The sequence below is a fragment of the Cerasibacillus quisquiliarum genome (assembly GCF_014202495.1).
Classification (GTDB): Bacteria; Bacillota; Bacilli; order Bacillales; family Amphibacillaceae; genus Cerasibacillus; species Cerasibacillus quisquiliarum.
In genome coordinates this window covers 1-13,006 of record NZ_JACHHA010000006.1, presented here as the reverse complement: position 1 = coordinate 13,006, position 13,006 = coordinate 1, and the positions used below count along the sequence as shown (strand labels likewise).

11 protein-coding genes and 3 pseudogenes are annotated in these 13,006 nt (G+C 35.1%); 11 read left to right on the top strand and 3 right to left on the bottom strand.

Annotated elements, in window-relative coordinates; all coding sequences use genetic code 11:
- Nucleotides 1-181: 181 nt before the first annotated feature.
- Nucleotides 182-1,696, bottom strand: coding sequence for a multicopper oxidase domain-containing protein (locus tag HNQ35_RS08265; RefSeq protein ID WP_146937134.1), 1,515 nt, complete (start codon nt 1,694-1,696; stop codon nt 182-184).
- Nucleotides 1,697-2,135: 439 nt separating this feature from the next.
- Between HNQ35_RS08265 and HNQ35_RS08260 the strand changes: the two genes are divergently transcribed.
- Nucleotides 2,136-2,768 carry a YdhK family protein gene (locus HNQ35_RS08260; protein WP_146937132.1) on the top strand — a complete coding sequence of 211 codons (633 nt, stop codon included), beginning with the start codon at nt 2,136-2,138 and terminating at the stop codon, nt 2,766-2,768.
- 271 nt (nt 2,769-3,039) lie between these two features.
- A pseudogene (locus HNQ35_RS08255) lies at nt 3,040-3,391 on the top strand (cation-transporting P-type ATPase); the annotation flags it as partial.
- Between the two features lie 166 nt (nt 3,392-3,557).
- Here HNQ35_RS08255 and HNQ35_RS08250 read toward each other — a convergent pair.
- A complete protein-coding gene (locus HNQ35_RS08250; protein WP_040037801.1) occupies nt 3,558-4,511 on the bottom strand; it encodes an arsenic resistance protein in 954 nt (317 codons plus the stop codon).
- 296 nt (nt 4,512-4,807) lie between these two features.
- On the opposite strand from HNQ35_RS08250, the gene HNQ35_RS08245 reads away from it, so the two are divergent.
- The 7 genes and pseudogenes from HNQ35_RS08245 to HNQ35_RS08215 all read left to right on the top strand — a co-directional run bounded on the left by HNQ35_RS08245 (nt 4,808) and on the right by HNQ35_RS08215 (nt 10,012).
- Nucleotides 4,808-5,152 (top strand): ArsR/SmtB family transcription factor, encoded by a 345-nt coding sequence (locus HNQ35_RS08245; protein ID WP_087941717.1) that lies wholly within the window; start codon nt 4,808-4,810, stop codon nt 5,150-5,152.
- Nucleotides 5,153-5,167: 15 nt separating this feature from the next.
- On the top strand, nt 5,168-6,466 hold the full coding sequence (locus tag HNQ35_RS08240; protein WP_040037802.1) for an arsenic transporter: 1,299 nt from the start codon (nt 5,168-5,170) through the stop codon (nt 6,464-6,466).
- Between the two features lie 15 nt (nt 6,467-6,481).
- Nucleotides 6,482-6,901, top strand: a complete 420-nt coding sequence (gene arsC / locus HNQ35_RS08235; RefSeq protein ID WP_040037803.1) for an arsenate reductase (thioredoxin) — start codon at nt 6,482-6,484, stop codon at nt 6,899-6,901.
- Between the two features lie 154 nt (nt 6,902-7,055).
- A pseudogene (locus HNQ35_RS14510) lies at nt 7,056-7,227 on the top strand (hypothetical protein); the annotation flags it as partial.
- 209 nt (nt 7,228-7,436) lie between these two features.
- Complete coding sequence (gene merR / locus HNQ35_RS08225; RefSeq protein WP_040037804.1) at nt 7,437-7,829, top strand: mercury resistance transcriptional regulator MerR; 393 nt, start codon at nt 7,437-7,439, stop codon at nt 7,827-7,829.
- Between the two features lie 24 nt (nt 7,830-7,853).
- Complete coding sequence (gene merA / locus HNQ35_RS08220; protein ID WP_146937130.1) at nt 7,854-9,494, top strand: mercury(II) reductase; 1,641 nt, start codon at nt 7,854-7,856, stop codon at nt 9,492-9,494.
- 209 nt (nt 9,495-9,703) lie between these two features.
- A complete protein-coding gene (locus HNQ35_RS08215) occupies nt 9,704-10,012 on the top strand; it encodes a nucleotidyltransferase family protein (RefSeq protein WP_062351127.1) in 309 nt (102 codons plus the stop codon).
- A 100-nt stretch (nt 10,013-10,112) separates the two neighbouring features.
- Here the strand turns inward: HNQ35_RS08215 and HNQ35_RS08210 are convergent, their stop codons facing one another.
- The gene (locus HNQ35_RS08210; RefSeq protein ID WP_146937128.1) at nt 10,113-11,612 is read right to left on the bottom strand and encodes a recombinase family protein; all 1,500 of its coding nucleotides are present in this window, start codon (nt 11,610-11,612) and stop codon (nt 10,113-10,115) included.
- 140 nt (nt 11,613-11,752) lie between these two features.
- On the opposite strand from HNQ35_RS08210, the gene istA reads away from it, so the two are divergent.
- Nucleotides 11,753-12,724, top strand: a complete 972-nt coding sequence (istA, locus tag HNQ35_RS08205; protein WP_183330134.1) for an IS21 family transposase — start codon at nt 11,753-11,755, stop codon at nt 12,722-12,724.
- Nucleotides 12,725-12,822: 98 nt separating this feature from the next.
- Nucleotides 12,823-13,006 (top strand): annotated as a pseudogene (locus HNQ35_RS14095) (IS21 family transposase); the annotation flags it as partial.

Genomic DNA, 13,006 nt, shown 5'->3' with positions numbered 1-13,006 from the left:
AAAATTGTTATATAAATATTTTTAGTGGAACTTTTCGAAGGCAACAGTAGATTATTTCAAGGATACCTAAAATCTCTTGGCATTAACCAACGTTTTAGGATGAATTGTCAGCAAAATAAAAAGGGGCTGTACGTAATCCAAAACAATCGGTACAGCCCTTCTTAATGTTTATTCCGTAAAATTAGTATACTTCTACTTGCCCCATCATACCGTTATCCTCATGCTCTAGAATATGGCAATGGTACATATAGATTCCCTCTTCTGGAAAGGTGACGAGCAGTCTTACTCGTTCGCCCGGTTCAATAAGAACACTATCTTTCAGCCCTTGTTCATTCGGAGCTGGTTCCCTTCCATCACGCAATATGATTTTGAACTGAGTACCATGAATATGGAATGGATGTATCATTCCCCCCATTTCGTCTGGCTTGTTATAAACTTCCCAAACTTCCGAAACTCCTTTCTTTTGCCGCAAGTCAATCCGTTCAGGATCGAATTTCTTGCCGTTTATGGTGACCTTATCCATCATTCCAAACAGTTCGATCTTCTTGGAGACCGGTAAGGATTTTTCTTCTTCTTTAAGGAAGGTAGTGTCATCGGTCCAAGATATGGATTCCATTTCTTCCGTTCCGCCGTCGATATCCAAATCAAAAGGCAACAGAGCATTACCTTCTTCATCAGTAATGGCAATTGGCTCATCGGATTCCATCGCTGAAAAATCAATTAGGATTTCAGCGCGCTCCGATGGGGACAGCGTAATCTCATCCATTTCAACCGGTTCATGCAATAACCCGCCATCTGAAGCAATCTGAGTAAATGTGGCCCCATTGCTTAAACGGAACGTGTAATTTCGGGCGTTCGCGCCGTTTAGGATTCGAAAACGCATCAGCGGTTTTGTCACAGTCAGTTTCGGATTAATCGTACCGTTAACGAGCGATACATCTCCGATTGTTCCATCACTGTTCATCAGATTTTTATAATCCAGTTGCTTGTTTTCGTCAAAGAGACGATCCTGAAAAATGAGAGGGATATCATCTACACCATAAGTATGTGGCAAAGCAGGAGCTTCTTCATCCGTCTCCTCCACGTAGAGCATTCCTGCAAGCCCTTTGAAAACTTGTTCAGCAGTCGATTTGTGTGGATGTGGGTGATACCACAATGTCGCTGCCGGCTGATCGGCTTTTAAGGTGACGATTTTACTTTCCCCCGGCTGAATTACATCACTCGGACCACCATCCTCAGTTCCCGGTACTTCAAGACCGTGCCAGTGAAAGGTTGTTGGTTCGTTTAATTCATTCCGGACCTTCACTTTAACGGTTTCCCCCTCTTTCAACTGTAAAGTCGGACCCAACAAATTCCCATTATATCCGTAAGTATTGGTTGGAGAGCCATCAAAGAATTGCGTCGTGCCTTCTTGTGCGACCACCTCATAATCGAAATCTGATTCCTTCTGTTTTTCTAGCAGGGGTGGTATTACTAACTCCTGAGTTCCTTTGGAGGCTTGAAGAGGGGGGATATTATCATGGTCCATGTGTTCTTCCATACCTTCCATGTCCCCGTGGTTCATATCCATATTTTCTTCATGTTGCATTTCTCCAGATTCCATAGTTTGTTCTACAGACTGTTGTTCTGTTGTGATGTTTGTGCAACCCGTCAATATTAGCAACAAGCCTGCACCTGTCAATATACTTTTTTTCATTTGTTCGCTCCTTTATTCGTCAAGTATAAGTTGTTGAAAATATCATTTCGGTTTTTGCATTTTAGATTTCTGATGAGTTATTTAGTTGTAATCACCACGAGTTAGAAAATTACCTTTAATACATTTTCCTCCTTCCCTTGCCATTCAATCTATCGTCGCAATTATCATACCGAACAAATATCGAGAAATAATGCATAATTGGAGTAAAAACTAATCACTATTAAATTTAGATGTTGAGTATAAATGGATTATTCTACTGAAATGTCATTGATATTAAATGACATTGTATTTTTATAACCTTTTGTAATCCACTTGGAAAAGGAATGGAGATTTATTTTGGAAATATTCGTAATTTACGTTTTGCAAGGTCTGCATATAATCTGCAAATTTACTGGTTAGAATATAAGCAAGCTTTATTTTATTAGGAGGGATTGTTTAAATGCAAAGTAGAAAAATCGTAATAGGGATAATTACTATATTCACAGTACTTATCTTATCTGCATGTGCAGGTGCAAATGAAGAGGAGAATACAGAAACCGAATCTAATACGGAAGAAAATGTGGCTAATAATAATGAAATGGATATGGAGGAATCTGATACCAATGAAGATATGGAAGGCATGGATCATTCTGGTATGAACCATTCTAGCACTGGCGAAATTCCCGAAGGCTTACAAGAAGCGGACAACCCTTCTTATGAGGTTGGCAGCCAAGCAATTATTGAATCCGATCATATGCCGGGAATGAAAGGTGCAGAGGCAACAATCGTTGGAGCATATGATACCACGGTATATACTGTTTCCTACACGCCTACAACCAGTGGGGAACCGGTAGAAAATCACAAATGGGTCATCCACGAGGAGATTGAAGGAGCCGGGGAAGAACCATTTGAACCGGGTACTGAGGTGACCTTAAATACGGATCATATGGAAGGAATGAACGGGGCTGATGCAGTTATTGATTCTGCCGAAGAAACAACGGTATATATGGTTGATTTTGTAACAACTGATACAGGAGATGAAGTAAAAAACCACAAGTGGGTAACGGAAAGTGAATTGTCATCAGTAGAATAATTATTAAATTAGGGACTTATCCAAATCGGGTAGGTTCTTTTTTAGTAGTTGAATTGGGAGAGGTACTTGCTATTATTTACATATATATAGGTAAGTTGTATAACTCTATCTGACACAATAAACATTCGTTGCTACTACTATGGAATAATCACCAAGATTAATGCACTTCTGAAATTTTAATGAAAAGGGAAGGAGAACTACAAAGTTGACCTAGAAGGAGAGAGTAGAGAATAAAAGAAAGAATACAAAAAGAATTTAAGTAACAGAGCTAGTTAGAAATACAACAAACTCCAAAATTATTCACCTTGTAGAAGAAACACAAGATGAACGCACACCATCTCAAGCGTTTGTAGATAAATTTGCAAAATATTATACACCTATTATTATTTGGTGGGAGCTGGGGAACTTGGGCTTATCAAGGGCAAGCTGTTCTTGTCGTTGGTTGTCCTTGTGCATTAGTTATTTCAATTGTTTCAGCAATTGGAAATGCAGCTAAAAAAGGTGTGCTTATCAAAGGCGGAATTTATCTAGGAGAAATGGGTGCCTTAAAAGCGATTGCTTTTGACAAAACTGGTGCATTAACAAAAGGGATTCCTGTTGTAACAGATTTTAATGTGTTGAACAGTTAATGGTACATTCAACGACTTATTTTCACTTCTTTAAAATATATCCGATAATTAAAGGGAGAATCTTTAAAGAAGATGTAAACCAATTTATTTAATATGGAGACACAGGATAGAATAGAAAGAACGCATTATAAGCTAAAATTTGATGTGTTCTTTTTTTCTCTTATGTGGTCTTACCTTTAGAGATAAACAATAAAATCTGAGTGATAATAGCAAGTATAGGTAATTCCAATAATGGACCTATAACTAATGTTAAAGCAATTAAAGGTTGATCCGGAAATGCTGTCATAGCAATTGCTAAAGCTATAGGTGAATTTCTAGCTAAAGTGGTCATATTCAAACTGACTTTATCAGATTGCGAGAATTTCAGAAGCTGCCCAATTTTCCGGCCAACGATAAAGTTTATTACAAAATATAGAAGAATAGGGATTGTTAACTTCCACAATAAATTTAGGTTATCAAGTAGTAATTGTCCTTGAGAAGCAAACATTGCAACGATTGCAAGGCTTAGAGAAATAATTGGTAGCGCACTTAATTTCGATAATAGATTTTTAGCGAACTGTTGTTTACTTTTCAATAATGCTTTTGTTAAGACTGATAAAGCTAATGGGATGAATAATACAATCAGTATACTTTCAACCAAAAAGGAAAGTTCAATAAATCCTGTAGTTCCACCGAAAATTAGAAGATAAACGGGTAGTAAGAAAACCTGTAATAGTAAATTTAAAGGCAAAATAGCAGTTGATAAAGCAACATTTCCCTTTGCTAAACCTGTAAAGATTATGTACCAATCAGTACAAGGAGTAACCATTAACATGATAAAACCAATATATAATGCAGGGTTATCACCTAAAAATAGTAAAGCTAATAGCCACGCTAAAAGAGGTGTCCAGAGAAAATTCATGATGACTGTAGTAGATGTGAACTTTAAGTTTTTAAAAGACTTTCTTATTTCTTCAAAAGGAATTTGTAAGAAGGTAATATAAAGCATTGATATTAATAACGGTACAATAAAACTCTCTGCACTCGTTCTTATTGGTTCTAATTGTCCTAGACTTATGCCTATGATTACTGCTAAGAAAATAATAAATGTATACATCTTTTCGAATAAACCCATTTCATAATCACCCCAACGACAAGATAACTGTTATTCACGCCATTTTACCACAGAGTAACGACTTTAAGTTTTTTAGTAACTGAGAAATATTATTGGTTTGTAACTTTAATACATAAAGTAAAATAGACATCAATAATTATACATGCATTATTGCTAAACGTGCTTTATGTATTATTGATACAGGTTGTTGAATAAAACATCATTTTAAATGTCACATTTTAATGAAATATTTTATTGTATATATAAGCAAATAGTTATATACTAATGTTGTAATGAAATTATAAGGAGGAGATGATGTGCTGCAAACAACCATTGAAATGGAAAAGGCTGCAGTTATTTTAAAATTATTGGGTGATAAAACAAGATTAACGATTATGAAATTAATTGATAATCAAGCTTGTTGTGTCTGTGAATTTGTTGAAATATTTCAAGTCAGTCAGCCATCGATTAGTCAGCATTTACGTAAGTTGAAAGACTTAGGATTGGTTAAGGAAGAAAGAAAAGGGCAATGGATATTTTACTCCGTAGATAAGGAAAATGAATATTATTCATTTATTAAACCTATTCTTGATCAATTACCTAATCAAGATTACAAATTAAAAGAACTTGAAGAAAATGGTACACGAATTTCTTGTTGTTAAATTGGAGGTATTATTTTGTCTACAACGCTTATACTCGCAATATTAATTTTTATTGCAACCCTAGTACTAGTAATATGGCAGCCAAAGGGCTTAAACATTGGCTGGTCCGCAATGGGTGGAGCTGTAATTGCCTTATTAGTAGGGGTAGTAGGATTCAGTGATGTTCTTGAAGTAATTGACATCACATGGAATGCAACGCTATCCTTTGTCGCAATTATCCTTATTTCTTTAATACTAGATGAGATTGGATTATTCGAATGGGCAGCACTGCACATGGCACGGGTAGCAAAAGGTCATGGAATAAAAATGTTTGTTTACATTAGTATTTTAGGTGCAGTTGTTGCAGCATTATTTGCGAATGACGGAGCGGCACTTATCCTAACACCGATTGTTCTTGCAATGGTGCGAAATTTGAATTTTAAAGAAAAAATGATATTCCCTTTCATTATGGCAAGTGGATTTATTGCGGATACAACTTCATTACCATTTATTGTAAGTAACTTAGTAAATATCGTTTCTGCAGACTTCTTTGGCATTGGATTTGTTGAATATGCTTCGCGGATGATTATTCCGAACTTATTTTCACTAATTGCAACCATTTCGGTATTACTAATCTACTTTAGAAAAAGTATCCCTAAGAATTATGATTTATCGAAACTTAGGGAACCGAAAGAAGCAATAAACGATATAAAGATGTTTCGCCTTTCTTGGTATGTTCTCGGATTATTAGTAATTGGCTATTTTAGTAGCGAATTCATAAATTTACCAGTATCTATTATTGCTGGGGCCATAGCTATATTCTTTATCATAATGGCCAGACGTAGTGCCGCTGTTAATACGAAAAAAGTTATTAAAGGCGCTCCGTGGAATATCGTTATTTTTTCAATTGGAATGTATGTCGTCGTATATGGATTGGGAAATGCCGGGCTGACCTCTGCGCTCGCAAGTGTTCTTCAAACTGTGGCTGAACAAGGATTATTCGTTGCTACAGTTGGAATGGGTTTTATAGCTGCTTTCCTGTCATCGATTATGAATAATATGCCAACCGTAATGATTGATGCATTAGCCATTGCTGAAACGAATACTTCTGGTGTATTAAGAGAAGCGCTTGTTTATGCTAACGTAGTTGGTTCGGATTTAGGACCAAAAATTACGCCAATTGGTTCACTAGCAACCTTAGTGTGGCTCCATGTACTTTCCCAAAAAGGAATTAAAATTTCATGGGGAACCTATTTTAAAACCGGGATTGTTTTAACTATCCCAATACTTTTTATTACTTTAGTAGGTCTTTATCTAACACTTCTACTATTTTAAAAAGGAGAATGAATTATGGCTAAAAAAACAATTTATTTCTTATGTACAGGGAACTCATGCCGTAGTCAAATGGCAGAGGGATGGGCGAAAAAATATCTCGGAGATGAATGGGAAGTTAGAAGTGCAGGGATTGAGGCACATGGACTAAACCCAAATGCGGTAAAAGCAATGAAGGAAGCTGGAATTGATATTTCTGTTCAAAAATCGGAAACCATTGATCAAGAATTTTTAAATAACGCAACATTGGCGGTAACATTATGTGGAGATGCCAAAGACCGCTGTCCAGTGACACCACCTCATGTAAAACGTGAACATTGGGGCTTTGACGATCCAGCCAAAGCAGAAGGTACGGAAGAAGAAGTTTGGAAAGTGTTTCAGCGCGTTCGGGATGAAATAGGAGAACGGATTAAGCGATTTGCTGAAACAGGTGAATAATAGGGAATGATGAGGCATGTTGATACGCAAGCCTTATCTTTTCGGTTTCTATATAAGTATATAACTATACATCAATAAAGAAGTTGTTCATGATGAAAAGGTAGAAATGTTTGACCCAGCAAAATGTTGTTCTACAGGTGTTTGTGGACCGAGTGTCGATCCAGATTTAACTAGAGTTGCATCAGCTGTTTATTCCCTTGAACAAAAGGGTGTTACTGGTAATGCGGCTCAGAATGTATTAATTAATATGAGTTTTTTTTAAAGAGGTATTTAACCTGTCTGGTGGGAATAAGAATTATCAGAGTTTTAAAAAGGGAAAACAATAATCATAAAACGACTGATAAGTGAAATAAAAGGTAGGGAGAACTTCCAACCTTTTTAAATTTATCTTAACCATTTACTAGTGGGGGCAATTTTATAATAAAAAACCACTTTTCATTGAAGGAGAATACTTTAGTAGGGAAATTTTAATAATATATATCTACTTGACCATGTACTGTAGTACATGGTTTATAATTTTATTGAGGTGAAAATAGTGATTTATCGCATTGGTGAGTTTGCAGATAAATGTGGAGTTAACAAAGAGACGATTAGATATTACGAACGAAAAAATTTACTAAAGGAACCTTCCCGAACAAAAACTGGTTATCGTTTATATTCAGATTATGACGTTAAGCGTGTAGGATTCATCAAGCGAATACAAGAGCTTGGTTTTTCTTTAGGTGAAATCTACAAGTTACTTGGAGTTGTAGATAAAGATGAAGTCCGTTGCCAAGATATGTTTGAATTTGTTTCTAGAAAACAAGAGGAAGTTCAAAAGCAAATAGAGGATTTAAAACGAATTGAAACTATGTTAGGTGACTTGAAACAACGATGTCCTGATGAAAAGCAATTACATGCGTGTCCAATAATAGAAACTTTAACATGAGAGATTAATGAAAGGAGCTTTATTATGAATAAATATAAGGTAAATATTGAAGGAATGACTTGTACAGGCTGTGAAAAACACGTAGAGTCAGCACTTGAAAGTATAGGTGCTAAAAATACTGAAGCAAATTTCCGTCGCGGTGAAGTAGTATTTGAATTGCCTAATGGTATAGAGGTTGAAAGTGCAAAAAGGGCAATTAACGAAGCAAATTATCAAACTGGAGAAATTGAAGAGTTACTACAACAAGAAAATGTGGTGTTAGGTACTAAAGGTAATTATGATCTTCTTATTATTGGTTCTGGTGGTGCAGCTTTTTCTGCTGCAATTAAAGCTATTGAATACGGTGCAAAAGTTGGAATGATTGAGCGTGGAACGATTGGAGGGACCTGTGTGAATATTGGCTGTGTTCCATCCAAGACCCTTCTTAGAGCAGGGGAAATCAATCATTTAGCTAAGATAAATCCGTTTATAGGTTTACAAACATCTGCTGGAGAAGTGGAATTGGCTCCTTTAATCAAGCAAAAGAACGAATTAGTGAGTGAACTTCGGAATCAAAAATATGTCGATTTAATAGACGAATATGGATTTGATTTAATTGAGGGAGAAGCAAGCTTTGTTGATGAAAATACAATTGAGGTAAATGGAACAAAACTTTCTGCAAAACGCTTTTTAATTGCAACAGGGGCCTCTCCTTCTATCCCATCGATTTCTGGACTTAATAAAGTTGATTATTTAACAAGTACAACGCTATTTGAATTAAAGAAAGTTCCAAAACGTTTAACGGTGATAGGTTCAGGATATATTGGGATTGAGCTTGGGCAACTCTTCCATCATTTAGGTTCAGAAGTAACACTTATACAAAGAAGTGAGCGATTATTAAAAGAGTATGACCCGGAAATTTCTGAAACAGTAGAAAAAATGTTAATCGAACAGGGTATACACCTTATCAAAGGAGCAACATATGAGTGTGTCGAACAAGATGGGGAGATAAAAAAGGTTTATCTAACTGTAAACAGTAAGAAAAAAGTCGTTGAATCAGAGCAGTTACTTATTGCAACAGGAAGAAAACCAAATACGGATTCTTTAAATTTACGTGCTGCAGGTGTTGATGTTGGAAAACAAAAGGAAATACTGATAAATGAATTTGCTCAAACAAGTAATGAAAAGATTTATGCAGCAGGAGATGTGACATTAGGACCGCAATTTGTGTATGTAGCAGCCTATGAAGGTGGAGTTGTTGCAGATAATGCAGTTGGTGGATTAAATAAAAAATTAGATTTATCCGTTGTTCCAATTGTTACATTTACAAATCCATCGATTGCAACAGTTGGTTTAACGGAAGAACAAGCAAAAGAAAAAGGCTATGAAGTAAAAACATCAGTATTACCGTTAGATGCAGTCCCAAGAGCGATAGTAAATAGGGAAACAACAGGTGTATTTAAACTTGTAGCTGATGCAAAAACGTTAAAAGTATTAGGGGTTCATATCGTAGCTGAAAATGCAGGAGATGTGATTTATGCAGCGACATTAGCCGTTAAATTTGGCTTAACCGTAGAGGATTTAAAAGAAAGCTTTGCTCCATATTTAACATCGGCAGAGGGAATAAAATTAGCTGCCCTTACATTTGATAAGGATGTATCAAAATTATCTTGTTGTGCAGGATAAAGCTCCTTATTTATAGGAGCTTTAATTAATACACTTAAACTATCTCACCCTTTACAGGAATAACAGCAATTTAATAGTAATTTGGCTGGTTGCGGTTCAGTAGAATGTGTAATTAATGGTAGAGTATTATTAGGACTTATATCATTTGTTAATGGGTTCGGAATTATAACGAAAATAAAAAACCAATGTCGGAAAATGGTGATGATAATATGTTATCGAAACAAGCAATCCTTGATGAATTATCAAAAAACCTAAATACTTGGAGAGATAAACACGGTGTTAAGCGAGTTGGTTTGTTTGGTTCTTACAGCCGCGATGAACAAAAAGAATCCAGTGATATTGATGTAATAGTAGAATTTAACGACTCGGATTTATCTTTTGATAATTACATGGACTTAAAAATAAGCCTAGAAGATCACTTTCAGAAGCCGATAGATTTAGTCATATTAAATGATATTAAACCTGCTTTAAAGTCAGAGTTTCTATTGACTACTACATTTGTAGAAGAGGGAAAATAATAAGATTATAATTTTAGCAGTCTATTTGCTAGAAAATAGACTGCTAATTGAGCTTCCTACTAAAAATTGTTCAAATCTACAGTAAAATGCCAGCAAGTTGTCAAACAAGTTCATTATTTATCTCTTTAAATAACTTCTGATCAAACTCGTAGACTATTTTTTTGATGGTTCGTTCTTTAGGTTTTTCTCCGGCATTAACTTGAATTTCTTTAATAAGAAACCGGAGGAATTCTTTTTTATCAAAGTCATCTAATAGGTTATAAAATGAATTAAAATCATTGGCAATGTGATTAATTACTGGTAATAAGTCGTCACTGCTATTCTTTATTTCTATCTGCTTTGTTAGTAGTATTTTAAATTCCTTTTGTTCACTTTCTTGATTCTGTATTCTTTTCATTTCATCACTAAGTGTATCAATGTCGATTATTCTTTTTGTATAAAGTTGCAAGAGATCCTTCTTCTCTTTTTTTAATTCATTTAAATTTTTCTCTAGCAATTTAAGTTCCTCTTTAATTGGCTCAAGTTCACTTTTTAGGTTATCCATAACAACTCTTTGTAATGGTACAGAGAGGTTTAAACTTTTAAGGTACCCCATAACCTGTGATAGAACCTCTTGCTCTGCATACTCCTTTTTTACAAGATTTGACTTACATGCTTTTGAACCACTGTTTTTAAAACGGCCACACACGTAATATTTGTACTTTTTGTTTGCATTCCCTTGTACCATTGCACCTCCACAAGTAGGACACTTTAATAGACCTGATAATGGAAAGGAGCCGTTGTGTATTTTTTCTTGGGTATAACTACGTAGTGATAAAAGTTTTTGAGTTCTTTCCCATAGCTCTTCACTGATAATTGGATAATGGTTACCTTTTTTATATTTTCCTTTCCATTTAACATAAACATTGTAGATTTTATTATTGAGAATAGTTCTAACAGCAGTAATAGACCAATAATTATCCTTTTTGGTTTTGATACCTTGCATATTTAAATTACTAGCTATTTTTCGATAACCCCACATTTTGTTAGAGTAACAATCAAAAATGTATTTCACTACTCTTGCTTCATCTTCGTTAATAACTAATTTCTTATTTACTAAATTATATCCAAATACCCTTCCACCGTTGAAGTCTCCATTTTCAAAGGTTTTTTCCATACCTAGTGATGTACGAAAAGCGATTAGATCTTTTTCGACTTCTGCAATAATACCTAATATCTGATAAATAAGCTTTGAGTTAGGATCGTTTGTGTCGATATTATCAGCTATTGAAATTAGGTTCTTGTTAGCCTTTTTTAAACGGTTAAAGATATATTGAGAATCTAAAGAATTGCGTGATATGCGGTCTTGTTTAAATACGATGACGGAATCAATATTATTCTCCTTTTGGAAAACGTTATAAAACATCTCTTTAATCTCAGATCTATTTGAAAAGCTTTCTCCGGATGCTGGTTCCTCTACATATGTTTTTACAAGAATAATATTATTTTCCTTACAATACTTTTCTATTGCTTCAATTTGTTGTTCAATAGATGTGTTATCTAGTTGTTTATTTGTGCTAATACGAACATAGGCGTATGCTCTTGTATATTTAGTTATCATCTTTCATCCTCCATTTGTGACTGATAAACTAAATGGTACAGTTTCCGCTAAATAAAAAGAAACATTTTATTCAAATTAACCTTCTCTCACTGTTATGATATTAGTATTATTTTATTGTCGCAGTGATGGAGGTATAAAAGGTGGAGAAGTGGAAAATGTACATGGAAATTCATCAGTTATTAAAACAAGGGTTTACTAAAGTTCAGGTGGCTCAAAAGTTAGATATTTCAAGGAGTACAGTCTACAGATATTTAGAGCGTAACCCAGAAGCAATGTCGAAATGGGTGAAAAAAACGAAGGTTAGAAGAAAGAAACTAGATCCTTATAAAGATATAATTTTATCTTGGCTTTATGAACATCCTGATATGTCTGCAGCCCAAGTTTTGGATTGGTTACAAGAGAGATATCCAAGTCTTGAAGTAGCCGAAAGCACAGTCAGGCTTTATGTAAGAGGACTTCGTAAAGAATATGATATTCCAAAGGAAGCAGCAACTAGAGACTACGAAGCTGTTCCAGAGGTTCCTATGGGAAAGCAAATGCAGGTTGATTTTGGTGAAACAGAACAATTTACACCGGATAGAAAGAAAGTAAAACTTCGTTTTATAGCATTTGTCTTGGGAAACTCTCGCCAAAAGTATAAAGAGTGGTTAGACAGACCTTTTACGACACGAGATGTCATTCGTGCACATGAAAATGCATTTCAATATTTTGGTGGGATTTCTGATGAGCTCGTTTATGATCAGGATGCGTTAATTCTAGTTAGTGAAAATGGCGGAGATCTTATTCTAACGCGGGAGTTTCAAGCTTATAAAGAAGAGCGCGACTTGGTCATCCATATGTGTAGAAAAGCTGATCCAGAAAGTAAAGGGAAAATTGAAAATGTCGTCAAATATATAAAACAAAATTTCGCAAAACATCGTACTTACTATGGTCTAGATGCTTGGAATGAGTCAGGGTGGAGATGGCTTGAACGTACTGGGAATTATAAGGTTCATAATACAACAAAAAAAAAAGACCAGTCGAAGTGTTCAGCCTTGAGAAGCAACACTTGCGACCAATCTCTACACCTATCGAAAATTATTATTTCGATAGCAACTATGAATCTAGTATAACAAGAAGCGTTCGAAAGGACAATACAATCTGGTACAAGTCCAATCGATATAGTGTTCCACTTGGAACATTTAATAGGCTTAAGCAAGTCTATATTGAGGTGACCGATGATCATCACTTACTAGTTAGAGAAACTAGTAACGGAGTCATTATAGCGAAACATCGTATTTTTTCTGGTAAAGGAGAGTTAATCCAAGCATCTAATCACAAACGCGATCGGACAAAAGGAATCGATGCATATATCGAGACTGTTGCATCAAGCTTTAGCAATGAATCTAAAGCAA